This window comes from Streptomyces sp. DH10, from assembly GCF_029813805.1.
GTDB lineage: Bacteria > Actinomycetota > Actinomycetes > Streptomycetales > Streptomycetaceae > Streptomyces > Streptomyces coeruleofuscus.
Genome location: NZ_JARVKU010000002.1, coordinates 317667 through 341262 on the forward strand (window position 1 = coordinate 317667; position 23596 = coordinate 341262).

General features: G+C 72.3%; 19 protein-coding genes. 11 read left to right on the forward strand and 8 right to left on the reverse strand.

The features are described 5' to 3' along the window. Window positions 1-81: 81 nt before the first annotated feature. Together QC385_RS05090 and QC385_RS05095 are read left to right on the forward strand one after the other, a co-directional pair. A complete protein-coding gene (locus QC385_RS05090; protein WP_279540055.1) occupies window positions 82-1260 on the forward strand; it encodes an acyl-CoA dehydrogenase family protein in 1179 nt (392 codons plus the stop codon). Further along, entirely contained in the window at window positions 1260-1745 is a 486-nt protein-coding gene (locus tag QC385_RS05095; protein ID WP_279540056.1) for a nitroreductase/quinone reductase family protein, read from the forward strand. Before QC385_RS05090 ends, QC385_RS05095 begins: the two co-directional genes overlap by 1 nt. A 90-nt stretch (window positions 1746-1835) precedes the next feature. On the opposite strand, the gene QC385_RS05100 is transcribed toward QC385_RS05095, so the two are convergent. Next, on the reverse strand, window positions 1836-2471 hold the full coding sequence (locus tag QC385_RS05100) for a TetR family transcriptional regulator (RefSeq protein WP_279540354.1): 636 nt from the start codon (window positions 2469-2471) through the stop codon (window positions 1836-1838). 134 nt (window positions 2472-2605) lie between these two features. Here QC385_RS05100 and QC385_RS05105 point away from each other — a divergent pair, with 134 nt between their 5' ends. After that, window positions 2606-3328, forward strand: a complete 723-nt coding sequence (locus tag QC385_RS05105; protein ID WP_279540057.1) for a VOC family protein — start codon at window positions 2606-2608, stop codon at window positions 3326-3328. A 202-nt stretch (window positions 3329-3530) separates the two neighbouring features. Beyond that, window positions 3531-5903, forward strand: coding sequence for a serine/threonine-protein kinase (locus tag QC385_RS05110; RefSeq protein WP_279540058.1), 2373 nt, complete (start codon window positions 3531-3533; stop codon window positions 5901-5903). Window positions 5904-6141: 238 nt separating this feature from the next. On the opposite strand, the gene QC385_RS05115 is transcribed toward QC385_RS05110, so the two are convergent. The 4 genes from QC385_RS05115 to QC385_RS05130 all read right to left on the reverse strand — a co-directional run bounded on the left by QC385_RS05115 (window position 6142) and on the right by QC385_RS05130 (window position 9520). Beyond that, window positions 6142-7092: an alpha/beta fold hydrolase gene (locus QC385_RS05115; RefSeq protein ID WP_279540355.1), complete on the reverse strand. Its 951-nt coding sequence runs from the start codon at window positions 7090-7092 to the stop codon at window positions 6142-6144. 82 nt (window positions 7093-7174) lie between these two features. Next, complete coding sequence (locus QC385_RS05120; RefSeq protein WP_279540059.1) at window positions 7175-7948, reverse strand: enoyl-CoA hydratase/isomerase family protein; 774 nt, start codon at window positions 7946-7948, stop codon at window positions 7175-7177. Further along, the gene (locus QC385_RS05125) at window positions 7945-8358 is read right to left on the reverse strand and encodes a Zn-ribbon domain-containing OB-fold protein (RefSeq protein ID WP_279540060.1); all 414 of its coding nucleotides are present in this window, start codon (window positions 8356-8358) and stop codon (window positions 7945-7947) included. The genes QC385_RS05120 and QC385_RS05125 overlap by 4 nt, the downstream gene beginning before the upstream one ends. A 1-nt stretch (window position 8359) precedes the next feature. Then, complete coding sequence (locus QC385_RS05130) at window positions 8360-9520, reverse strand: lipid-transfer protein (protein ID WP_279540061.1); 1161 nt, start codon at window positions 9518-9520, stop codon at window positions 8360-8362. 95 nt (window positions 9521-9615) lie between these two features. Here QC385_RS05130 and QC385_RS05135 point away from each other — a divergent pair, with 95 nt between their 5' ends. Beyond that, on the forward strand, window positions 9616-11241 hold the full coding sequence (locus QC385_RS05135) for a FadD3 family acyl-CoA ligase (RefSeq protein ID WP_279540062.1): 1626 nt from the start codon (window positions 9616-9618) through the stop codon (window positions 11239-11241). On the opposite strand, the gene QC385_RS05140 is transcribed toward QC385_RS05135, so the two are convergent. From QC385_RS05140 to QC385_RS05150, 3 genes are all read right to left on the reverse strand, one after another. Further along, on the reverse strand, window positions 11231-12157 hold the full coding sequence (locus tag QC385_RS05140) for an SMP-30/gluconolactonase/LRE family protein (protein WP_279540063.1): 927 nt from the start codon (window positions 12155-12157) through the stop codon (window positions 11231-11233). The genes QC385_RS05135 and QC385_RS05140 overlap by 11 nt on opposite strands. Before the next feature lie 374 nt (window positions 12158-12531). After that, complete coding sequence (locus tag QC385_RS05145; protein ID WP_086605270.1) at window positions 12532-12717, reverse strand: hypothetical protein; 186 nt, start codon at window positions 12715-12717, stop codon at window positions 12532-12534. A gap of 208 nt (window positions 12718-12925) precedes the next feature. Next, window positions 12926-15916: an AfsR/SARP family transcriptional regulator gene (locus tag QC385_RS05150; protein ID WP_279540064.1), complete on the reverse strand. Its 2991-nt coding sequence runs from the start codon at window positions 15914-15916 to the stop codon at window positions 12926-12928. 217 nt (window positions 15917-16133) lie between these two features. Here QC385_RS05150 and QC385_RS05155 point away from each other — a divergent pair, with 217 nt between their 5' ends. The 6 genes from QC385_RS05155 (at window position 16134) to QC385_RS05180 (ending at window position 23574) form a co-directional block, all read left to right on the forward strand. After that, window positions 16134-17369 carry an amidohydrolase family protein gene (locus tag QC385_RS05155; protein WP_279540065.1) on the forward strand — a complete coding sequence of 412 codons (1236 nt, stop codon included), beginning with the start codon at window positions 16134-16136 and terminating at the stop codon, window positions 17367-17369. Between the two features lie 2 nt (window positions 17370-17371). Further along, the gene (locus QC385_RS05160) at window positions 17372-18286 is read left to right on the forward strand and encodes a TIGR03619 family F420-dependent LLM class oxidoreductase (protein WP_279540356.1); all 915 of its coding nucleotides are present in this window, start codon (window positions 17372-17374) and stop codon (window positions 18284-18286) included. An 8-nt stretch (window positions 18287-18294) separates the two neighbouring features. Further along, on the forward strand, window positions 18295-19065 hold the full coding sequence (locus tag QC385_RS05165; protein ID WP_279540066.1) for an SDR family NAD(P)-dependent oxidoreductase: 771 nt from the start codon (window positions 18295-18297) through the stop codon (window positions 19063-19065). Window positions 19066-19185: 120 nt separating this feature from the next. Next, window positions 19186-20304 carry an LLM class flavin-dependent oxidoreductase gene (locus QC385_RS05170; protein ID WP_279540067.1) on the forward strand — a complete coding sequence of 373 codons (1119 nt, stop codon included), beginning with the start codon at window positions 19186-19188 and terminating at the stop codon, window positions 20302-20304. Window positions 20305-20395: 91 nt separating this feature from the next. After that, entirely contained in the window at window positions 20396-22126 is a 1731-nt protein-coding gene (locus tag QC385_RS05175; protein ID WP_279540068.1) for an N-acyl-D-amino-acid deacylase family protein, read from the forward strand. Then, entirely contained in the window at window positions 22123-23574 is a 1452-nt protein-coding gene (locus QC385_RS05180) for an aldehyde dehydrogenase family protein (protein WP_279540069.1), read from the forward strand. Before QC385_RS05175 ends, QC385_RS05180 begins: the two co-directional genes overlap by 4 nt. Window positions 23575-23596 lie beyond the last annotated feature (22 nt).

The following is a 23596-nucleotide window of genomic DNA, read 5'->3' on the forward strand; positions in this document are numbered from 1 at the left end:
GCACAACCACGGCAGGACTCTGGGCATCCCCGGCCCCCCGCCCTAATATGACGCACCGTCAGATGCGGAGGTGGTACCCCCATGGACGCCCGCTTCACCGCCGAACAGGACGAGATCCGCCGCACCCTGCGCGAACTGCTCCACAAGCGGTGCGGCCCCGAGGAGCTGCGGGCCGCCGTCGACACACCGGCCGGGCACGACCCGGCCCTGTGGACCGCCCTCGCCGAACAGCTCGGCCTGCCCGGACTGGCCCTCCCCGAGGGTTACGGCGGTGCCGGCTGCTCGGTCACCGAGCTGGCCCTCGCCTGCGAGGAGACGGGCCGGACCCTCGCCCCCTCCCCGCTGCTCGCGACGGCCGTACTCACCGCCCCGCTGCTGCTCGCCCTCGGTACCGACGCCCAGCGGGCCGACCTGCTCCCGCGGATCGCCTCCGGGGCACTCACCGCGGCCCTCGCGGTTCCGGGTCCCGCCCTCGCCACCGCGCTCGGACTCACCGGCCACGACCCGCGCGGGGAGTGGGCCGGCGGCGGGCGGGCCGGGGGCGTGCAGGCCCGGCGGGCCGACGGCGGCTGGCAGCTGTACGGGCAGGTCGACCAGGTCCTCGACGGGCACAGCGCCCGGCTGCTCGTGGTCGCCGCGCACACCGGCGGGTTCGCCCGCTCCCGCGTCCTGCTCTTCCTCGTGCGCGGTGACGCGGCCGGCCTCACCCGCGTACGGCAGACCGCGCTGGACGCCACCCGTCCACAAGCCCGTATCCAACTCCGCCATACACCCGCCGAATTGCTGGGCGGCGCGGACGCCGATGTCCTCCCCGCCCTCGCCCGGCTCGGTGACACCGCGGCCGCCTGTCTCGCCGCCGAGGCCGTCGGCGCCGCCGGCCGGGTGCTGGAGCGGACCGTCGAGTACGTCGGGCAGCGCGAGCAGTTCGGGCGGCCGATCGGCTCCTTCCAGGCGGTGAAGCACCGGCTGGCCGACGTGTACGTCCAGGTGCAGGCGGCCCGCTCGGCGGCGTACTACGCGGCCTGGGCCACCGCCCAGGGGGAGCGGGTGGGCGGCCTCGCCCTCGCGCAGTCGCTTCAGGCCCTGCGCGCTGCCGCCGCCGAGGGGATCCAGTCGCACGGTGGTATCGGTTTCACCTGGGAGCACGACGTGCACCTGTACTTCAAGCGCGCCGCGGGCGACGAGCTGCTGTTCGGGCCGGTCCACCGGCTGCGGGCGCACGCCGCCGACCTGGCGCACGTCCTCGAGGAGGCCGGCTGATGGCGATCGGTGTGCGATGGGTGCAGAAGGTGTCCTCGACGCGGGGCTTCGCGCGGGTGGCGCCCTACGTCCTCCCCGCCCTGGACCGGGGCGTCCACCGGCTCACGCGCGGAAAGGTGCTGCTCAGCGCGCGGTTGCTCCCGGGCCTGGTGCTGACCTCGACCGGGGCCAGGAGCGGGCTGCCGCGTCGTACGCCGCTGGCCTGCATGCCGGAGGAGGGCGGGAACAGCTGGATACTCATGGGGTCCAACTTCGGCCGGCCCGGCCATCCCGCCTGGAGCCACAACCTGCTCGCCCATCCCGATGCCGAGATCAACTGGCAGGGCGAGGACATCGCGGTCACGGCCGCGCTGCTGCGGGGCGAGGAGCGGGCGGCGGTGTGGAAGGCGGTCGTGGAGTTCTGGCCGCCGTACGCCGCGTACCAGGGCCGGGTGGAGCGGGAGATCCGGCTCTTCCGGATCGTACGGAAGCGCGCGGAGCGGTAGAGCGCAACAGGCGGCGGTCCACTCGGGTGGACCGCCGCCTGCCAGACAGGACTTGGGGTGCGGGAAAAGACCCGGGGGCGCCGGGCCGGGTTACTTCGTCGGCTTCCTGCCCGTGACGCCCAGGTGGACCAACAGCGCGAGGTTCGGCTTCAGTTCGGCCTGCTTCACGCCCCAGGAGGAGAAACCCTTCTGGTGGGAGGCGACGGCCGCGAGCATCGCGACCAGCGAACCGGCGACGGCCGCCGGGTTCACGTCCTTGTCGACCCTGCCCTTGGCCTGGAGCTCGGCGACGGAGTCCGCGAGGGAGTTGTTCACCGAGTTGAGGATCTTCATCCGGAGCTTGTAGAAGCGCTTGTCGCCCTCGGCGGCGCCGAGATCGACGACCCGGAGGATGGCGTCGTTCTTGCGCCAGAACTCCAGGAACCCGTCGACGAGTTCCTGCGCCGTCTGCCAGCCGGCCCTGCCGGCCCAGGAGCGGCCCTCAAGGAGCTCGGTCAACGTGGCGCCCTCGGCCGCCATTTGCTCGGCGATCTCCAGGACCGCGCCCTCGACGTCCGGGAAGTACTGGTAGAAGGTCGCGGGTGAAGTGCCCGCCTTCCGGGCGACATCGATGACTTTGACGTCCCGGTAAGGGGAGGAGCTGAGCATCTCGCTGAGGCAGTCGAGCAGTTTCTGCCGGGTCGCCTGCCCACGCCGGCCGGCCACGCGGCCGTCGACGGTACGCACTTGTCCTGTCATGCCGTCAGCTTACCGAGGCGTGATCGGGGCGCGATTCGGCCGACTGCAAATGGGGTGTAAGGGAGTGCGGGGGCTGGTGTGCCTGGTCTGCGGGTTGCGGCAGTCCCGGTTACGTTGTCGGCATGGCCGAAAACAGGGCATCGGTGTACGCAGAGGGCGTTCCCTGCTGGGTGGACGCGCAGCTTGCCGACGTCGAGGCGGGCAAGCGGTTCTACGGTGAACTTTTCGGGTGGACCTTCGAGGACTGGTTCGGCCCCTTCGCGCAGGCGCTGAAGGACGGTGAACCCGTGGCCGCGCTGGTCCGCAAGGTGGACGGCCGGCTGCCCACCGTCTGGACGGTGTACTTCGCGACCCCGGACGCCACGGCCCTGGCCCGGCGCGTCCTGGCGGCCGGCGGGCAGGTCGTCTCGTCGCCGGTGCCGGCCGGCGAGCTGGGTGTCACCGCCCTCGTCACCGACCCGGAGGGCGCCGTCTTCGCCCTGTGGCAGCCGGACCGGCACCCCGGCTTCGGCAGGCGGCGCGAGCCGGGCACCTTCGCCTGGGCGGAGCTGTACGCGCGGGACACCGAGGCGGCCAACGCCTTCTACGGCGACCTCTTCCAGGAGGCCCTGTTCGGGCCCGACGCCGAGCCCGACTTCGGCCGCGCCCCCGTCTCCGACGTGTTCCCGGCCGAGATGCCGCCCCACTTCCTCGTCCACTTCGCCGTCGAGGACGTACCGGCCGCGCTGGAGGACGTCACCCGCCTCGGCGGCCGGATCCAGGCCCCGCCTTTCGACACCTCGTACGGCACGGTCGCCGTCGTCACGGACAATCAGGGGGCGTCCTTCGCGCTGCTGCACCGCTGAGCAGGGCAGATCAGGCAGTGTTTGGTCATTGTTTGATCGCCTGTGTACCGAGACATCCCAATTGTCACCGGGTTCGCAACCACGGCTCCGGCCAGGAAGAATCGGGGTGCGTGCCGCCATGGCGGTGCGGTGGTGAGACGCTGCACGGGGTCGCGTGGAACATGTGGCTTGGCGCGGCTCGTACGGGGAGGTGGCAGGCAGAGTGGTGGATCAGCTGACGCAGCACGATCCGCGGCGGATCGGGCCGTTCGAGGTGCTGGGACGGCTGGGTGCCGGCGGCATGGGGCTGGTCTATCTCGCGCGCTCGGCGTCCGGCCGGCGCGTGGCGATCAAGACCGTCCGCACGGAGCTCGCCGAGGACCAGCTGTTCCGGGTCCGCTTCACGCGTGAGGTGGAGGCGGCCCGCGCCGTCTCCGGCTTCTACACGGCCGCGGTCGTGGACGCCGACCCGCGCGCCGCCGTGCCGTGGCTGGCCACCGCGTACGTTCCCGCGCCCTCCCTCGAGGAGATAGTGAACGACTGCGGGCCGCTCCCGGCCCAGGCGGTGCGCTGGCTGGCGGCGGGCGTGGCCGAGGCGCTCCAGTCCATCCACGGTGCCGGGCTGGTGCACCGGGACCTCAAGCCGTCGAACGTCCTCGTCGTCGAGGACGGCCCCCGGGTGATCGACTTCGGTATCGCGTCGGGTGTTTCGAACACACGTTTGACGATGACGAACGTCGCCGTCGGCACGCCCGCCTACATGTCCCCCGAGCAGGCCAAGGACTCCCGCAGCGTCACCGGCGCGAGCGACGTCTTCTCCCTCGGCTCCATGCTGGTCTTCGCCGCCACCGGACATCCGCCCTTCCACGGCGCCAACCCGGTCGAGACCGTCTTCATGCTGCTGCGCGAGGGCCCGGACCTGGAGGGCCTCCCGGACGAGCTGCGTCCGCTCATCGAGTCCTGTATGCAGATGGACCCGACGGCCCGCCCCAACCCGGCCGACCTCCAGGCCCAGCTGGCCCCCCACCTCTTCGGCTCCGGCTCCGACGACAGCGGCACGGCCTCCGCGTGGCTGCCCGAGCGGGCGGTGAGCCTGATCGAGACCCGCCGCAACGGCCGCCCGGCCGGCAAGCCCGCCCCTGTCGGCGGCGGCAGCGGCGGCGGACGCCCCGCCCCGGGCCCGGCCCCCATTCCGCCCCCGCCCTCGCACGACCCTGTCGTACCGGTGCCCGCGCCCGTCGGCGGCCCCGACACCGGCCCGGTCCGGCTGGCCGGCGCCCAGGTGCCCATCGGTCCGGGCCCGCGCGTCGCCGACGTCCGTGCCGCCGCCGTCAAGGCACCCCCTCCGGAGGCCGCCCTCGCCGCCTCCTGGTCCAAGCCCCGCCCCGGCGTCAACGGCGCCGACCCCGCCGTAGGCCCCGCCGTCGCCGCGCCCCCGGCCCCGGCCGCGCCGCCCGACCAGGCGAGCGGCTGGCGGCCCTGGCGCTTCCGTATGTCGAACGACGTCTGGGGCACCCCGTCCGTCGACGGCGACCTCGTCTACGTCACCTCCTTCGAGGTACACGCGCTGGACGTGGCCACCGGCCGCCGCCGCTTCAAGACCCGGGACGTCGCCTGGTCCATGGCGGTCGCGGACGGCCGTATCCACGCCTCCGACGGGCCCACGCTGTTCGCCCTCGACGCCCGCGAGGGCGCCGACCTGTGGCGCCTCCAGACGGACGCCTGGGTCTACTCGCTCAAGGCCGGCCGCGGCACGGTCGTCACCGGCACCCGGGGCGGCGGCGTCCAGGGCTGGGAGGCCTCGAACGGCCAGAAGCTCTGGGAGGTCACCGGCTGCCAGAGCGACTTCGAGTCCCCCGAGGCCGGGCCCGCCCTGCACGACGGCACGGTCTACGTGTGGCAGGACGCCCGGCTGCGCGCCCTGGACGCCCGCACGGGCGACGAGCGCTGGTCGTACCCCATCGGCGACGCGGCCTCCTGCGGCGGCGTCCCGGTCCGGATCGCCCAGGCGACCGACGGCTACGTCTACGTCTGCGCCGGCACCCGCGTCCTCGCCCTCGACGTGGCCGCCGGGCACGTCAAGTGGCACTTCGAGGCCCCGGCCGCGTTCCTCTCCCCGCCCACCTTCGTCCCCGGCCCGGCCGTCACCGGCGGGGGCATCTACCTGGCCGACTACCTCGGCACGGTCTACGCCCTCGACGCCACCGACGGCCGCGACCGCTGGCGCATCGCCACCGAGTCCCGGGCCTCCGTCGACCCCGTCCTGGTCGCCGCCGGCCACGTCCACGTGGGCAGCGGCAAGGGCCTCTACACCCTCGACGCGGTCACCGGCACGCCCAAGTGGCGCTTCCAGGCGGGCGGCGACATCGTGGGCGCCCCCTCGGTGGCCGAGGGCCGGATCCACTTCGGCTCCACCGACCACCTGCTCTACACCCTGAAGGCCGACGACGGCCGGCTCCGCTGGAAGCTCGCCACCGGCGGCGAGATCACCGGCTCCCCGGTCGTCCGGGACGGAGTGGTGTACGCGTGCAGCAAGGACCGCTGCGTGTACGCCCTGGACGCGGAGAAGGGCACGGGCACGGCACGCACGAGCTAGGGGGTGTCCGCAAAGTCCCGTCGTCCGCCCGGAGGGCGGGCCTCGCGGCGTCCGGTGCGTGCTCTGGGGGTCCCCCCGGCCGAAGGCTGGGGGAGTGCCGGGCGGACACCCGCGTACTGGTTGTACGTGGGTGTTCGCCCGGTGCGGCGAGAGGGCGTGCCGGGCGTCGCGGGGCAGGCGGGACTTTGCGGACACGCCCTAGAGGGCGGACACCCCGGGGGTTGTCCGCAACAGGGCGTCAGTCCCGCAGCTCCGTGAGGAAGTCGAGCAGCGCCTCGTTCACCTCGGCCGGCCGCTCCTGCTGCGTCCAGTGGCCGCAGCCCGGCAGCACGAGCGGCTTGCGGCGCAGGCCGGGCATCATCTCGGGCAGCTTCTCGATCAGTTCGGGCGTGCCGGGGAAGGCCGGGACCAGGTCCCGGTCCCCGTACACGTACAGCGAGGGCGGGGAGACGACCGCTCCCTGCCAGGGGGCGGTCAGCTCCCAGTTGCGGTCCAGGTTGCGGTACCAGTTGAGCGCGCCGGTGAAGCCCCGCGCGTAGCTGTCGGTGAGGGCGTCGAGGTCCTCCTCGGTCAGCCATTCGGGCAGCACCTCGGGGTCGGGCGCGTCCGCCAGCCAGCCGCGTTCCGGGTCGACCAGGGCCTGCTCGGGGCGTCCGGCGCCCGGGGCGTCACCCGAGGCGGAGTACAGCAGCTTGCGCAGGGTGGTGCGGGTGTCGGCGGTGAACTCGGCCTCGGCGACCCCGGGCTGCTCGAAGTAGTTCCAGTAGAAGCGCCCCTCGAACCGCTCCCGCATGGTTGTGAGCGGCGGCTGCCCGCCACGGAACGGCGGCGGCACGCTCAGCCCCGCCACCCCGCGCACCACGTCCGGCCGCAGCAGCGCGGTGTGCCAGGCCACCGGCGCTCCCCAGTCGTGCCCGACGACGAACGCCCGCTCCTCGCCCAGCGCGTGGACCAGCCCGACCACGTCTCCCACCAGGTGGAGGATGCTGTACGCCTCGACGTCCTCGGGGTGATCGCTGCGCCCGTATCCGCGCTGTTCGGGCGCGACCACGCGGAAACCGGCCTCGGCCAGCGGCCCGAACTGGTGCCGCCAGGAGTGCCAGGACTCCGGGAACCCGTGCAGCAGTACCACGAGCGGGCCCTCGCCCTGCTCCGCGATGTGCAGCCGTATGCCGTTCACGTCGATCATCCGATGCTCAACCACCCGTCGAGCATACGCGTGTACGGGTAAACGATTTTCTGCCGCAACGGGTACGTCCGTGCAACCGGCGTCAACGCCACCGGTACTCCCGCCGCCGCCCCGCGAACAGCCGGGCCTGCTCCTCACCCGCCGCGTTCCCGAGCGCGATCAGATGCGGCGCCTGTGCGAAGCCCCGGGACCGCCCCGCCTCACTCGCGGCCCACAGCGCCCGCACGGTCCCCTGCACGGCCTCGGTCGGATACCCGGCGATCACGGCGGCGCACGCCCGCGCGGCTTCCAGCGCCTCGCCCTCGGCCGCGAGTTCCGACACCAGCCCGACCTCGTAGGCCCGTCGCGCCGAGATCCGCTCGGCCGTCCCCATCAGCGCCATCCGCGCGACCTCCCCGTAGGGCATGTGCTGCGCCATCAGGACGGACTCGTAGGCGCTGACCATGCCGTAGGTGGTGTGCGGGTCGAAGAAGGCGGCGGTGGTGTCGGCGACCACGAACTCCGCCTCCCCGAGCAGGTAGAAGGCACCCCCGCAGGCCATTCCGCGCACGGCGGCGACGACCGGCTTCCACAGGTCGTTCGCCTTGGGCCCGATGCCGAGCAGCGGATCGTCCTGCGCGTACGGCGAACTCGGCTGCGGCACGACGGCGTCCCGGTCGATGCCCGTACAGAAGGCACGCTCACCGGCGCCGGTGAGGACGACGGCCCGCACCGAGTCGTCGAACCGCAACCTCCGCCAGGTCCGCGCGAGTTCTCCGGCCATCTCCAGATCGACGGCGTTGAGCCGGTCCGGCCGGTTCAGGGTGACGACCGCGACCCCGCTCTCCTCGTCGGCGCTCACCAGCACACTGCTCATGACCGCTCCGGAACCCACCGGGGAAGCCCGTCGTCGAAGACGGCCCGCACCCGGGCGCCGATCCGGAGGCGGTCCGCGGAAAGGGAGTTGATCGGCTCACCGGGCCCGGAGACGAGGTTGCCGACGAGCCGGATGCGCGGCGCCTCGTCGAGCTCGACGACGACCACGTTGTACGGCGCCAGCTCGGCATAGCCGGGCAGCAGCGGCGGATGCGGAACGACGTACGACCAGACGCGGCCCCGGCCGGAGACCCGGCGCCACTCGGCCTCGAAGGACTGGCAGTGCGGGCAGCAGGGCCGGGGCGGGAAGCGGAGCTCACCGCAGCCGGAGCAGGCCTGGACGCGGAGCTCGCCCCGGGCGGCGTACTCCCAGAACGGCGCGCCGTCGGTGTCGGTGACGGGACGCAGCATCTCAACTCCTCAGCAGAAGGGCGGAGGTGGGCACTCCTTCACCCGCCGTGACCAGGCAGGCCGACGCGTCCGGCACCTGCGCGGTGCTGGTCCCGCGCAACTGCTTCACCCCTTCGTTGACGAGGTTGAAGCCGTGCACATAGGCCTCGGACAGCCCGCCCCCGCCGGTGTTCAGGGGCAGCGTCCCGCCGATCTCCAGCGCCCCGCCCTCGGTGAACGCCCCGCCTTCGCCCCGCCCGCAGAAGCCGTAGCCCTCCAGGGACAGCAGGACCAGGGGTGTGAAGGCGTCGTAGATCTGCGCGACGTCCACGTCCTGGGGCGTCAGGTCGGAGTGCTTCCACAGGTGCCGGGCGGCGGTCCAGGCCGGTCCGGTGAGGGGGTCGTCGTTCCAGTAGTTGACCATGCCGTGGTGCTGGGCGGGGAGCGACTGGGCGGCGGAATGGACGTAGACGGGTTTCCGGCGGCAGTCGCGGGCGCGCTCGGCGGAGACGACGACACAGGCCAGCGCCCCGTCCGTCTCCAGGCAGTTGTCGAAGAGGCACAGGGGCTCGCTGATCCAGCGGGACGTCATGTACATCTCGCGGGTGAGGGGCCGGTCGTACATGATCGCGGCGGGGTTCTGGTTGGCGCGGTTCCGGCAGGCCAGGGCGACGTTGAACAGGTGATCGCGGGTGGCCCCGTACTCGCGCAGGTAGCGACGGGCGAGCATGGCGATCTCGTCGACCGGCCTGAGCAGCCCGAACGGCCGGGTCCACTGGGCCGGGGTCGGCAGCTGGACGGCGGTGCTGGTCCATGGCCGGGGGCCGCTGCCCCGCTTGCGCGACCGCCAGGCGACGCCGACGTTCGCCTGTCCGGTGGCGACGGCGGCGGCGAGGTGGGCGACGGTGGCACACGAACCGCCGCCTCCGTAGCCGACCTTGCTGAAGAAGGTGAGGTCCCCGAAGCCGCAGGTCTTCGCCAGCTCGACCTCGTCCGTCTCCTCCATCGTGTAGGAGGCGAGGGCGTCGACCTCGCCGGGCGCGATCCCGGCGTCGTCGAGGGCGGCCAGGACGGCACGGCAGGCGAGGGTGCGCTCGTCTTCGGGGAGCCGTTTGGCGAAGGGCGTCTGGCCTATGCCGACGATGGCGGTGGCGTCCTTGAGGCCGCCCGATCCTGCTGCCATGCTGCCGCACCTCCGGGGCCGAACGTCGCTGACAGGTCGTCAGGTTACCGATAATCTGACGGACAGTCAGCTCCTATGCCTTCGGGAGGCGCGCTGTGCGAGCGGATACGGAGTGGGGAAGCATCCCGGGCCTGGTGCGGACGGCGGCCGAGCGGTACGCGGACGCCGAGGCGGTCGTCGAGGGCCGCACCCGGATCACCTACGCGGAGCTGGACGCCCGCGTGGAGCGCGCGGCGGCGGCCTGCCTGGCGCACGGCATCCGGCCGGGCGACCGGGTCGGCATCTGGGCGCCGAACACCCTCGACTGGATCGTCAGCGCCCTGGGCGCGGTCTCCGCGGGTGCGGTGCTCGTGCCGTTGAACACCCGGTTCAAGGGCGCGGAGGCGGCGGACGTCCTGCGCCGCAGCGGGGCGCGGCTGCTGTTCGTGACGGGCACGTTCCTCGGCACGTCCTACGTGGCGTCGCTGCGCAGAGCGGCGGGGCAGGGCCCGGGGGACGCCCGCGGAGTCGCCGGCCCGCTGCCCGGCCTGCCGGCCCTGGAGCAGGTGGTGGTGCTCTCGGAGGACGCCCCGGCGGACTTCCTCACCTGGAAGGACTTCCTCGCGAGCGGAGAGGCGGTCGGGACGGCACAGGTGCGGGCGAGGGCGGACGCGGTCGACGGCTCCGGGCCCTCGGACATCGTCTTCACCTCGGGCACGACGGGCCGCCCCAAGGGCGCGGTCATCACCCATGTGCAGACGCTGCGGGCGTACGACATCTGGAGCGACCTGGCGGGCCTGGCCCGGGGCGACCGCTACCTCATCGTCAACCCGTTCTTCCACACCTTCGGCTACAAGGCCGGGGTGATCGCCTGCCTGACCCGGGGCGCGACGATGATCCCCCAGCCGGTGTTCAACGTGAACACGGTCCTGGCCAACATCGCGGCGGAACGCGTCTCCGTGCTTCCCGGCCCGCCGACCCTCCTCCAGTCCCTCCTGGACCACCCGGCACGGGACGCGCACGACCTGTCGGCACTGCGCCTCGTGGTGACGGGAGCGGCGGTGGTGCCGCTGAGACTCGTCGAGCGGCTGCGCGGGGAACTCGGCGTCGGCACGGTCCTGACGGCCTACGGCCTCTCCGAGGCTTCCGGCGTCGTCACGATGTGCCGGCGCGGCGACGACCCGACGGTGATCGCCTCGACGTCGGGCCGCGCGATCTCCGGCACGGAGGTACGGGTCGTGAACCCCCGGGGCGAACCCCTGGAGCCCGGCGCCCCGGGCGAGGTCCTGGTCCGCGGCTTCAACGTCATGACCGGCTACTACGAGGACGAGGCGGCCACCGCCGAGGTGCTGTCGGAGGACGGCTGGCTGCGCACGGGCGACGTCGGCGTCCTGGACGCCGCGGGCAACCTGCGCATCACCGACCGCCTCAAGGACATGTTCATCGTCGGCGGCTTCAACGCCTACCCCGCGGAGATAGAGCAACTCCTGGGCCTGCACCCGGACGTGGCGGACGTGGCGGTGATCGGCGTCCCCGACGCCCGGCTGGGGGAGGTCGGCAGGGCGTACGTCGTCCGGCGGCCGGGCGCACTGCTGACCGCCGACGACCTGATCGCCTGGTCCCGCAGGGAGATGGCCAACTACAAGGTCCCGAGAACGGTGGAGTTCGTGGCGGACCTGCCCCGCAACGCGAGCGGAAAGGTCGTCAAGGGGGCGCTGCGGGACGGCCTCCTCAGCGGCTGACCGACGGCAGCGGCGGGGTCCCGGTGACGGACATGACGAGGGAGTAGAGGGTGGTGTCGGCGGCGATGAACATCCGGTTGCGCCGGGCGCCGCCGAACCGGATGTTGGCGACGGTGCCGGGCACCAGGACGCGGCCGAGGAGCGTGCCGTCGGGGTCGTAGCAGTGCACACCGCCGTGCAGGGCGGCGGCCCAGAGCCGTCCCGCGTCGTCGAACCGGATGTTGTCGAAAGTGCCGTCGTGGCACTCGGCGAAGACGTCGCCGCCGGTCAGGGTGCCGTTCGGCCGGACGTCGAAGACGCGGATGTGATTGGCCAGGCTGTCCGACACGTACAGCTTGCGCTCGTCGGGGGAGAACACCAGCCCGTTGGGGCCCTGGAAGCCCTCGGCGGCCACGCGCACCTCGCCGCTGCCGGGGTCCACCCGGTAGACGTTCCGGGCCCCGATCTCGCTCTCGGCGCGGTGCCCCTCGTAGTCGGTCGCGATCCCGAACTCGGGGTCGGAGAACCACACCGACCCGTCGGACCTGACGACGGCGTCGTTCGGGCTGTTGAGCCGCTTCCCCCGGAACCGCTCGGCGATCACGGTGACCGAGCCGTCGTGCTCGGTCCGGGTCACCCGCCGGTTGCCCTGCTCGCAGGTGATGAGCCGGCCCTGGCCGTCCAGGGTGTTGCCGTTGGGATACCCGGCGGGCGTGCGGAACACCCCGACGGAACCGGTGGTCTCGTCCCACCGCAGCAGCCGGTCGTTCGGGATGTCGCTCCACAGCAGATACCGCCCGGCCGGCACGTACACCGGCCCCTCGGCCCACCGGCACCCCTCGAACAACGTCTCCAGCCCGGAGTCTCCCGCCTGACACCGGCCGGTGCGGAACCGCTCGTCGAGGGTCTCGTACGTCTGCGGTTGCTCGCCGGGCATGGGGGCCGCCTTCGGGGTCGGGCCGGTCGTGATCGTTCCGGACCTACTATCGCGCGCCCGGAGCGGCAGCGCACGCCACCGGGCCGAGCCCTTCCGACGGCCCCGTCACCGACGACGTGGCGGCGTCGGCCGGACACCGGCCTGCACGGCCACAAGTACGCCATCGACGCGGCCCTGGCCGTCATCGCGGGCCGGCAGCCCGGAGGCGTGGTGCTCTTCACGTCCGACGAGGACGACCTGACAAAGCTCTGCGGCCGGGCGTCAAGGTCGCTCCGTCGCAGCGACCCCGCTTCCGGACACACTTCGGCCGCGACGGCTCCCCCTCCGCGCCGCCGCGGCCGATCCCCCCGCAGTCCCCCGTCGGACCCGGTCTGTCAGGCCTTCTCGTCCGAGATGTGCGTGTCCAGCGGCTTGGCGGTGCCACTGGAGATGTGCGTGTCGAGAGGCTTGACGTCGCCCGGGTCCGCCTCCTCGCTGGAGATGTGGGTGTCCAGGGGCTTGATGTCCCCGTCCTTCCCCCCGGAGATGTGCGTGTCCTCGGGCTTGACCGTGTCGCTCATGATCTGCACCTCTCTCTGTGACATGGCCGGTTCGATGGACGCCCGTCCGGCAACTCCCCCGTGGGTTGCCGAACGAGCGTCCATAGGCCGGTACACTGTATGTGTACGGCCGTGGACCAAACCGTCTGCCCCCCGACGCGACGGGCTGGTAACAAGAGAGTGCCGGGCGGCGATAAACGAACGATGAACGTCCGCTCATAATCCGCGCTCAGGTCGCCACCGGACTGAGAAGTGCGCGGACCTCGGAGGCCTCGGCGGAGCCCAGCTTCTCGTAGATCGTCAGGGCTTCGTTCCAGCAGGCACGGGCGCGGTCGGGCTGCCCCAGCTCGGACAGGGCCTTGCCCAGCACGGTGAGGACCGTTCCTCGACGCCACTCCCCGCCGATGCCGCGCAGGGCGATGGCCTGCTCGGCGTGGGCGGCGGCGAGCGGCGGACGGCCGGCCGCCAGGTGAACCTCCGCGATACGGAAGTGCGTCACGCCTTCCCAGAGCGGCTGACGGTTCTCCCGGAAGACGGCCAGCGCTGCCGTGAGTTGCGCCAGCGCTTCGTCGTAACGGCCGGCGACGGTCAGCGCGAGTCCGAGGGCGTACCTGCCGTTGGCCAGACGCAGTGCCGCACCGAGATTGTCGTATATCTCGATGCCCTGCTCCGCCAGGGAGATGGCGGTGCTCGTCTTGCCCAGGGCCAGATGCACACGGGAGAGGTTGCACAGCGCGCTGGCCTCCCCCGGAACGTTCGTGTCCTCGCGGAAGTTGTCCAGTGCGATGCTCAGGTAGGTCTCGGCGTCTTCGAGCCGGTTCTTGTAGAAGGCGATGACGCCGAGTTCGAGGGGCGCGTTGCACTTCGACCACGGATCCCCGGAGGACGCCAGCGACATCGCACTCCTCGCCTCGACGGCCGCTTCGTCGAAGCGCCCCGCGCGCACGTGCACCTGCGCCAGGGTGGTTCGCGCCTGAGCCTCGGCGTGGGCGTCGCCCAGTTCCTCGGCCGCACGGCACAACGCGGTGGCGGCCCGCTCGTAGGAGAGCGAACTGGCGCCGGATTCCGAGAGGTCCTTCGCCACCAAGAGGAGACTGGCGGCCCGCCGGAGTGTGGGGGCGGGCAACGACTGCCGGACGCAGGCCAGCAGGCACTCGGCCTCGCCGAAGAGCCAGTCCAGGGCGGATTCCCTCGTGTCGAAGGACAGCCCCTCGTGCGTGGTCGCGGCCAGATGGTCCACCAGCCGGTCACCGGGCCGCTCGATCGCGTACACCCCCGCCGCGGACGCCAGATAGAAGTCCAGCATCCGCGACAGCGCCCCCGCCCGCTCGCTCGGCGGCTGCTCGTCCCTTTCCGCACAGGCACGCGCGTAGAGCCGTACCAGATCGTGGAAGCGGTAGCGGCCGGGAGCGGCCGACTCCAGCAGTGAGGTGTCCACCAGGGATTCCAGGAGGTCCTCGGTGTCCTCCACGGGCAGGTCGAGGATCGCCGCCGCGGCCGGGAGGGAGATGTCCGGGCCGTCGGCCAGGCCCAGCAGGCGGAAGGCGCGGGCCTGGGCGGGCTCCAGCTGTCCGTAGCCCAGCTCGAAGGTGGCCTTCACCGCCAGGTCGCCGGCCTGGAGTTCGTCCAGGCGGCGGCGCTCGTCGGCGAGCTTCGCCGCGAGGACCGACACCGTCCAGGTACGGCGGGCCGCCAGGCGGGAGGCCGCGATGCGGATCGCCAGCGGCAGGAAGCCGCAGGCCGCGACCACGTCCAGGGCGGCCTTCCGCTCGGACGCCACGCGCTCCTCGCCCACGATCTTCGTGAACAGCGCCAGGGCCTCGTCCGGCGCCATCACGTCCAGGTCGATCAGGTGGGCGCCCGCCAGGTCCACCATGCGCACCCGGGAGGTGACCAGTGCGGCGCAGCCGTCCGTGCCGGGCAGCAGGGGGCGTACCTGGGCGGCGTCGCGGGCGTTGTCCAGCAGGACCAGGACGCGGCGGCCGGCCAGGACCGAGCGGTACAGCGCCGCGCGTTCCTCCAGGGAGTCGGGGATCGCCGTGTCGGCCGTGCCGAGGGCGCGCAGGAACGAGCCCAGGACCGTCTCCGGCTCCGCCGCCCGGGCGCCCGCGCCCTGGAGGTCGACGTACAGCTGCCCGTCCGGGAACGCCCCGCGCGCCTGGTGGGCCACGTGCACCGCGAGGGTCGTCTTGCCCACGCCGCCGATGCCGGCCAGGGCCGAGACCGCCATGACCCGGTTCTCGGCCGCGGCCAGGATGTCGCCGAGCTCGCGGACGAAGCCGGAGCGGCCGGTGAAGTCCGGAACCGTCGCGGGCAGTTGTGCCGGGCGGACCGGGACCGAGGCGGGCTCGGGGGCCGGGGAGGAGGGCTCCGCGAGCCCCGGGTCGGCCTGGAGGATCCGCTGTTGCAGCTCGCTGAGGCCGGGGCGTGGGTCCACGCCCAGTTCGTCGGCGAGCAGGCGCCGGGTGTCGGCGTACACCGCGAGGGCCTCGGCCTGGCGGCCGCTGCGGTACAGCGCCAGCATCAGCAGCTCGCGCAGCCGTTCGCGCAGCGGATGGGCCGCGGTGAGGGCGGTGAGCTCCGAGACCGCCTCCGCGTGGCAGCCCTGCTCCAGGTCCATGTCCAGCCGGGACTCGACGAGCTGGAGCCGCCACTCCTCCAGGCGGACGCGCTGCGCCTCCGCGTACGGGCCCGGCACGCCGGCCAGCGTCTCCCCGTCCCACAGGGCGAGGGCGCGCCGCAGCACCTCACGGGCGTGGCAGAGGTCGCCGGCCGACCGCGCCTTCTCCGCCTCGGTCGCCAGGTCCTGGGCGACGGCGAGGTCCAGGGCGCCGTCGCCCAGTCCCCGTACCGCGTAGCCGCCGGATTCACTGACCAGGACGCCGGGATCCAGCACCTTGCGCAGACGGGACGCGTACGTCCGCAGCGCCGCCAGGGCCTGTGAGGGCGGTTCCTCGCCCCACAGGGCGTCGATCAGCTCCGCGGCCGTGGCCGTACGGCCCTCGCGCAGCAGCAGGGCGGCCAGCAGGGCGCGCTGCTGGGGGGAACCGGTGGTGAGGGGCTCTTCGCCACGCCAGGCGCGCACCGGTCCGAGCACGCCGAAGCGCAGCGCCGCCCGCACGCCCGGTCCCCCCGACTCCGGCGACTTCGGCGGCTCCACCAAGGAGTCGGAACGCCGCTGCTCCGGTACGCGCGGTACACCGTCCGGTACACCGTCCATGCAGTCCCCCTAGACATCCTGAGCAACCACGCCAGTTTGCCTTGTACACGGCGGATACGTCAGCCGTGGGAGACACCGATCACAGGGCGACGCACGGGAGTCCACAAGGTCCGCACACTCTCTCCGCACCCACCCGTCCCTGCCCGGCCATCGCGGCCGGAACCCGCCCCCGTCCGCATAGCTGACGCCCCGTCAGATCAGCGCTACCGTGAGCGCCATGGACACCCACGAGAGCACGTTTCCGCTGATCATCTCCGTGGACGACCACACCGTGGAGCCCGCGACCGTCTGGCAGGACCGGCTCCCGGAGAAGTACCGGGGCACCGGACCCCGGATCGTCCGTGCGCCCGTCAAGGAGATGACGTTCCTCGGCGGGCGCTTCAAGCCGGTCATGGGCGCGCCCGGCGACGACGGTCCCGTCGGTGACTGGTGGGTCTACGAGGACCTCCGCAGGCCCCTGACCCGCCTCGACACCGCCGTCGGGTACGACAGGGACGAGATACGCCTGGAGGTCATCACCTACGAGCAGATGAGGCCCGGTTCCTACGACGTCCCGGCCCGGCTCGCCGACATGGACGTCAACCACGTCCAGTCCGCCCTCTGCTTCCCGACGTTCCCGCGTTTCTGCGGCCAGACCTTCACCGAGGCGAAGGACCACGAGCTGGGGCTGCTCTGCGTCCGTGCCTACAACGACTGGATGGTGGAGGAGTGGTGCGGCCCCGAGGCGCACGGGCGGCTCATCCCGCTCACCCTGATCCCTCTCTGGGACCCCGAACTGGCCGCCGAGGAGGTCCGGCGCAACGCCGCACGCGGTGTCCGTGCCGTCGCCTTCTCCGAGATCCCGCCCTACCTCGGGCTCCCCTCCATCCACACCGACGACTGGGACCCCTTCCTCGCCGCGTGCGACGAGACGGGCACGGTCGTCGCCATGCACATCGGCAGCAGCAGCCGGATGCCCTCCACCTCCGCCGACGCCCCGCCCGCCGTCGGCTCCACCATCACCTTCGCCAACTGCTGCTTCTCGATGGTCGACTGGCTGATGAGCGGCAAGTTCGAGCAGTTCCCGAACCTCAAGGTCATGTACGCCGAGGGGCAGATCGGCTGGATCCCCTACATCCTGGAGCGCGCCGACGTCGTGTGGGAGGAGAACCGCGGCTGGGGCGGCGTCGCCGACAAGGTGCACCGGCCGCCGTCCGAGCTGTTCGCCGAGCACGTCCACGGCTGCTTCTTCGACGACGCGTTCGGGCTGCGCAACCTGGACGCGATCGGACTGGACAACGTGCTCTACGAGACCGACTACCCCCACTCCGACAGCACCTGGCCCAAGTCCCGCGAGGTCGGCGAGGCGCAGATGGGGCACCTGGACCCCGGGGTCGTGGAGCGGATCGTGCGGCGGAACGCGATCGAGCTGCTGGGCCTGACCGACGACGGGCTCTGGGACGGGACGCGGTGAGCCTGGCCTACGGGATCCAGCTCCCGGTCCAGTCCCAGAGCACGATCTACGCCGAACCCTGGGAAGCCGCCGCCGGACCCGAGGACCTCCTCGCCGTCGCCCGCGCCGCCGACCGCGCCGGCTTCGCCTACCTGGCGTGCTGCGACCACGTCGCCATTCCGCGCCGCCTCGCGGCCGCGATGAGCACGGTCTGGTACGACCCGGTCGCCACCCTCGCCTTCCTCGCGGCGGCCACCGAGCGGACCCGGCTGCTCAGTCACGTCGCCGTGGTGGGGTTACGGCATCCGCTGCTCAGCGCCAAGCAGTACGCCACCCTCGACCACCTGTCGGGCGGCCGGCTGGTCCTCGGGGTCGGGGCCGGGCACGTCCGGGAGGAGTTCGAGGCGCTGGGGGCCGATTTCGAGCGGCGCGGGGCCGTGCTGGACGAGTCGATCGACGCCCTGCGCGGCGCCCTCGGGCCGGACGAGTTCCCCGAACACCACGGCAGGCTGTACGACTTCGAAGGGCTCGGACAGCGGCCGCGTCCGGCGCAGGACCGGGTCCCCTTCTGGGTCGGCGGGTCCTCGCCCGCCGCCCTGCGACGGGCCGCGCTCAAGGGCGACGGCTGGCTGCCCCAGGGAGATCCCAGGGACGTGCTGCCGGACCGCATCGCGCGGATACGGCGGCTCAGGGAAGAGGCCGGGATCGAGGGGCCGTTCACCCTGGGCGCCATCGCCGAGCCCCTGTACGTCGGGACGGCGGGCTGGGACGTCGGGCGGCGGACGGTCAGCGGGCCCGCCGACGCCGTCGCCGAGTCGCTGCGGGCCTTTTCCGCGATGGGGGTGGACCAGGTCCAGGTGCGGTTCCGCAGCCGGGACCGCACCGAACTCACCGAGCAGATCGCGGCGTTCGGCGCCGAGGTCGCCCCACAGCTGTGAGGAGGGCCATGGGCAGGCTCGACGGACGGGTCGTCATCATCACCGGTGCCGCGCGCGGGCAGGGCGAGCAGGAGGCCAGGCTGTTCGCCGCCGAGGGTGCCCGGGTGGTCGTCGCGGACGTCCTCGACGGCCAGGGCGAGGCCCTCGCGAAGGAGATCGGCGCCCGGTACGTCCATCTCGACGTCGGCCGGGAGGACGACTGGGAGGCGGCCGTCGCCGCGGCCAAGGACGCGTACGGCCGGATCGACGGGCTCGTCAACAACGCCGGCATCCTCCGCTTCGGCTCCCTCCTCGACACACCCCTCGACGAGTTCATGCGGGTCGTCCAGGTCAACCAGGTGGGCTGCTTCCTCGGCATCAGGGCCGTCGCCCCCGAGCTGGCGGACGGGGGCACGATCGTCAACACCGCCTCGTACACCGGTGTGACCGGGATGGCGGGGGTGGGTGCCTACGCGGCGAGCAAGCACGCCGTGGTCGGTCTGACCCGGGTGGCCGCGCTGGAGCTGGCCGGGCGGGGGATACGCGTCAACGCCGTCTGCCCGGGCGCCATCGACACCGCGATGTCCAACCCGGCCCGGCTGGACCCGGACGCCGACCCGGAGGAGAGCGCCAGGGGGCTCGACCGGCTGTACCGCAAGCTGGTGCCGCTGGGGCGGGTCGGACAGCCGGAGGAGGTGGCGCGGCTCGCCCTGTTCCTGTCGTGCGACGACTCCTCCTACATCACCGGGCAGCCCTTCGTGATCGACGGCGGGTGGCTGGCGGGTGTGAGCGTCATCTGACTCTCCGGCCGAGCAAGGTCTGACGGGCCGTCAGCTATTGACGCTCCCGAAGAGCGGTGGAACAGTCGGAGCCATCGATCTGACGGCCCGTCAGAAATGACCGTGGGGCGGTGAATCTCCTTGGAATTCGGGGTCTTCGTACAGGGATACGTGGGCAAACGGGCTGAAACCGACCCGCTCGCCGAGCACAAGGCGCTGATGGAGGAGACCGAGTACGTCATCCAGGCGGACAGGTCCGGCTTCAAGTACGCCTGGGCCTCCGAGCACCACTTCCTGGATGAGTACTCGCACCTCTCCGCCAACGACGTCTTCCTCGGGTACCTGGCACACGCCACGGAGCGGATCCACCTCGGCTCGGGCATCTTCAACCCGCTCGCCCCGGTCAACCACCCCGTGAAGGTCGCCGAGAAGGTCGCCATGCTCGACCATCTCAGCGAGGGGCGGTTCGAGTTCGGCAGCGGGCGGGGTGCCGGTTCGCACGAGATCCTGGGCTTCATGCCGGGGGTGACCGACATGAACCACACCAAGGAGATCTGGGAAGAGACCATCGCCGAGTTCCCCAAGATGTGGCTCCAGGACGAGTACGCCGGCTTCCAGGGCAAGCACTGGTCGCTGCCGCCGAGGAAGGTCCTGCCGAAGCCGTACGGCGGCTCGCACCCGGCGATGTGGTACGCGGCCGGGTCGCCGCCGTCGTACGCCATGGCCGCGAAGAAGGGGCTCGGCGTGCTCGGCTTCAGCGTGCAGAAGGTCTCCGACATGGAGTGGGTGCTGGAGCAGTACAAGACGGCGATCGTGGACGCCGAGCCGGTCGGTGACTTCGTCAACGACAACGTGATGGTGACGACCACGGCGATCTGTGCGCCCACGCACGAGGAGGCGGTGCGGATCGCGGCGAACGGGCAACTGCACTATCTGCCGTCGCTGGTGTTCCGGTACCACGACACGTTTCCGCGGCCCGAGGGGTTTCCGGTATGGCCGGAGACGCTGCCCGAGTACACCGAGGAGCTCGTGGAGGTCCTCATCGAGGAGGAGCTGCTGATCTGCGGGGATCCGGACGAGGTGCTCACGCAGTGCAAGCGGTGGGAGCAGGCGGGGGCGGACCAGTTGAGTTTCGGGCTGCCGGTGGGGGTGCCGAAGGACGAGACCCTGCAGACGATTCGGCTGGTCGGGGAGCACGTGATTCCCAAGATCGATACGGATCCTGTGCATCGGACTTCGCGGTTCCGGAGGGGTGTTTGAGCGTCGTTGGCGGGTGCGGGTGCGTTGTGGCTGGTCGCGCAGTTCCCCGCGCCCCTTGACAGGGCAACGGTCGCAAGGGAGTTGAAGGCTCATGCTCGATCACGTCATCAAGGGTGTGACCGTCGTGGACGGGACGGGCGCCCCCGCTTACACCGCCGACGTCGGCATCCAGGACGGGCGTGTCGCCGTCATCGGTGCGGTCACACAAGAAGCGCGCACAAGCGAGGACGCGCACGGCCTCGTCCTCACCCCCGGCTTCGTCGACCCCCACACCCACTACGACGCCCAGCTCTTCTGGGATCCCTACGCCACGCCCTCCCTCAACCACGGGGTCACCACCGTCGCCGGGGGGAACTGCGGGTTCACTCTCGCGCCGCTGCACCCGGACCGGCCCGAGGACGCCGACTACACGCGGCGGATGATGTCGAAGGTCGAGGGCATGGCGCTGGTGGCGCTGGAGGAGGGGGCGCCCTGGACCTGGCATTCCTTCGGGGAGTACCTGGACGCCCTGGAGGGGCGGATCGCCGTCAACGCCGGGTTCATGGTGGGGCACTGTGCGCTGCGGCGGTACGTGTTGGGGCCGCAGGCCATCGGCGGGCAGCCGACCGGGGAGCAACTGGCTGCGATGGTGAGGCTGTTGCGGGAGTCCATGGACGCCGGGGCCTGGGGGCTGTCCACCACCCAGTCGACCAGCCACTCCGACGGCGACGGGAAACCGGTCGCCTCCCGGCACGCCGGGCCGGCCGAGCTGCTGGCGCTGTCGCGGGCCGTCGGGGAGCACGAGGGCACGCAGATCGAGGCGATCGTCGCGGGCTGTCTGGATCAGTTCAGCGACGCGGAGATCGACCTGTTCGTCGAGATGAGCGCGGCGGCGGGGCGGCCGCTGAACTGGAACGTCCTGACGATCGACGCGGCCGTGCCCGAGCGGGTGCCCCGGCAGCTCCTGGCGAGCGAGCAGGCGCGGAAGGCGGGCGGCCGGGTCGTGGCGCTGACCATGCCGATCCTCACGCCGATGAACATGTCGCTGGGGACCTTCTGCGCGCTGAACCTCATCCCCGGGTGGGGGCCCATTCTCGGGCTGCCCGTGCCCGAGCGGATCGAGAAGCTGCGCGACCCGGACGTACGGGACGGGATGCTGCGGCGCGCCCATTCCAAGGAGGCGGGCGTCTTCCGGCGGCTGGCGAACTTCGGGCGGTACGTCATCGGCGACACCTACAGCGAGGCGAACGCCGGGCTGACCGGGCGGGTGGTCGAGGACATCGCCGAGGAGCGCGGCCAGGAGCCCTTCGCGTGCCTGGTGGAGATCTGCGCCAACGACCAGCTGCGCACGGTGCTGTGGCCGATGCCGCCCGACAACGACCCGGCGTCCTGGGCGCTGCGGGCGGAGACCTGGCAGCACGAGGACGTGCTGCTCGGCGGGTCCGACGCGGGCGCGCATCTGGACCGGATGTGCGGGGCGCCGTACACGACCCGGTTCCTCGGGGACTGTCTGCGGGGCCGGAAGCTGGTCGGTCTGGAGCAGGCCGTGAAAATGCTCACCGACGACCCGGCCCGGCTCTTCGGCCTGCGCGAGCGGGGGCGGGTGCGGGAGGGCTGGCACGCCGACCTCGTCCTGTTCGACCCGGAGCGGATCGACGCGGGCCCGGCCACCCTGGTGCACGACCTGCCGGGTGACAGCCCGCGGCTGGACTCCCGGGCGCTGGGCGTGCGGGCCGTGTGGGTCAACGGGGTCGAGGCGATCCGGGACGACGTGGTGACCGGCGCCGTGCCGGGCCGGGTGCTGCGCTCCGGCCGGGACACGGAGACGGTGAGCACGAGGTGACGGCACGGCAGCCGCTGTTCGTCGGCGGTTCCTGGGTGGAGCCGGACGGCGGCCACTACGAGGTGATCGACCCGGCGACCGGGCAGACCGTCGGGTGGGCGCCGGAGGCCTCGCGGGATCAGGTGCACGCGGCCTGCGCCGCGGCCCGCGAGGCCTTCGGGCCGTGGTCGGCCACCCCTCCGCAGGAGCGGGCCGCGGTCCTCGCCCGCGCCGCGGACATCATCCGGGAGCGTCTCGTGCCGTACGCCGAGCTGGCCCGGGCGGAGACCGGCGCGACCACCGGTACCGCACGCGGCATGCAGGTCGGGGTCGCCGCCGCCCGCTTCCGGCGCTACGCGCGCGTGGAGCCCGCCGAGTGGGCGATCCCGCCGCAGATCAACGAGGCGGGGCCGATGGGCAGGGCGGGCGTCATGGGCGCACTCGCCGTCCGCCAGCCCGTCGGGGTCGTCACGTGCATCACCTCGTACAACAACCCCTGGGCCAACCCGGCCGGCAAGATCGCCCCCGCGCTGGCGATGGGCAACACGGTGGTGGTGAAGCCGGCACCCCAGGACCCCCTGTCCGTCTACCGGATGGCTCAGGCGCTGGAGGCCGCAGGTGTGCCGCCGGGCGTGGTGAACGTGGTCAGCGGTGCACGGACCGAGGTCGGTGAGGCGGCCGTGGCGTCGCCGGACGTCGACATGGTCAGCTTCACCGGCTCCACGGCGGTCGGGCAGCGCATCGCCGAGGTGTGCGGGCGGGACATGAAACGGCAGTTGATGGAGCTGGGCGGCAAAGGCGCGGCGGTCGTCCTCGACGACGCCGACCTCGGCTCGGCCGTGTCCGGCATCGGCACCACGTTCTCCTTCTACAGCGGGCAGATCTGCACGGCACCGACACGGGTGCTGGCGCAGCGAGGGATCTACGACCGCCTGGTGGGGCAACTGGCCGAGTACGCGGCGCGTTTGAAGGTGGGGGATCCCCGGGAGCCGGACACGGTGGTCGGGCCGGTGATCTCGGCCGCTCACCGGGACCGGGTCGAGTCGTACGTCGAACTGGGCCGCAAGGAAGGCGCGGTGGTCGTCACCGGCGGCGAACGCCCCTCCCTGCCGGCCGGCTTCTACGTCGCCCCGACCCTCCTCGCCGGCTGCACCAACGACATGCGCGTGGCCCGCGAGGAGATCTTCGGCCCGGTGGTGGTCGTCCTCCCCTTCGACGACGAGGAGGAGGGCGTGGCCCTGGCCAACGACACCGACTACGGCCTCATCGACTACGTCTGGTCCTCCGACGTGGCCAGGGCCTTCCGGGTGGCGCGGCGCCTGCGGGCGGGAGGTGTCGGGATCAACACCGTGGGCCGCAACATGGAGGCCCCCTTCGGCGGCTTCAAGAAGAGCGGCGTCGGCCGGGACGTCGGCTCGTACGCCCTGCACGCGTACAGCGAGGTGCAGGCGATCGTCTGGCCGGGGTGAGGGCCGCGCGCCGGGGGAGCAG

Excerpts from the sequence above, each read along its gene's own strand:
- QC385_RS05090 (WP_279540055.1), top strand. The coding sequence starts at position 82 with ATGGACGCCCGCTTCACCGCCGAACAGGACGAGATCCGCCGCACCCTG.
- QC385_RS05095 (WP_279540056.1), top strand. The coding sequence starts at position 1,260 with ATGGCGATCGGTGTGCGATGGGTGCAGAAGGTGTCCTCGACGCGGGGC.
- QC385_RS05105 (WP_279540057.1), top strand. The coding sequence starts at position 2,606 with ATGGCCGAAAACAGGGCATCGGTGTACGCAGAGGGCGTTCCCTGCTGG.
- QC385_RS05115 (WP_279540355.1), bottom strand. The coding sequence starts at position 7,092 with ATGATCGACGTGAACGGCATACGGCTGCACATCGCGGAGCAGGGCGAG.
- QC385_RS05120 (WP_279540059.1), bottom strand. The coding sequence starts at position 7,948 with ATGAGCAGTGTGCTGGTGAGCGCCGACGAGGAGAGCGGGGTCGCGGTC.
- QC385_RS05125 (WP_279540060.1), bottom strand. The coding sequence starts at position 8,358 with ATGCTGCGTCCCGTCACCGACACCGACGGCGCGCCGTTCTGGGAGTAC.
- QC385_RS05130 (WP_279540061.1), bottom strand. The coding sequence starts at position 9,520 with ATGGCAGCAGGATCGGGCGGCCTCAAGGACGCCACCGCCATCGTCGGC.
- QC385_RS05140 (WP_279540063.1), bottom strand. The coding sequence starts at position 12,157 with ATGCCCGGCGAGCAACCGCAGACGTACGAGACCCTCGACGAGCGGTTC.
- QC385_RS05145 (WP_086605270.1), bottom strand. The coding sequence starts at position 12,717 with ATGAGCGACACGGTCAAGCCCGAGGACACGCACATCTCCGGGGGGAAG.
- QC385_RS05150 (WP_279540064.1), bottom strand. The coding sequence starts at position 15,916 with ATGGACGGTGTACCGGACGGTGTACCGCGCGTACCGGAGCAGCGGCGT.
- QC385_RS05155 (WP_279540065.1), top strand. The coding sequence starts at position 16,134 with ATGGACACCCACGAGAGCACGTTTCCGCTGATCATCTCCGTGGACGAC.
- QC385_RS05165 (WP_279540066.1), top strand. The coding sequence starts at position 18,295 with ATGGGCAGGCTCGACGGACGGGTCGTCATCATCACCGGTGCCGCGCGC.
- QC385_RS05175 (WP_279540068.1), top strand. The coding sequence starts at position 20,396 with ATGCTCGATCACGTCATCAAGGGTGTGACCGTCGTGGACGGGACGGGC.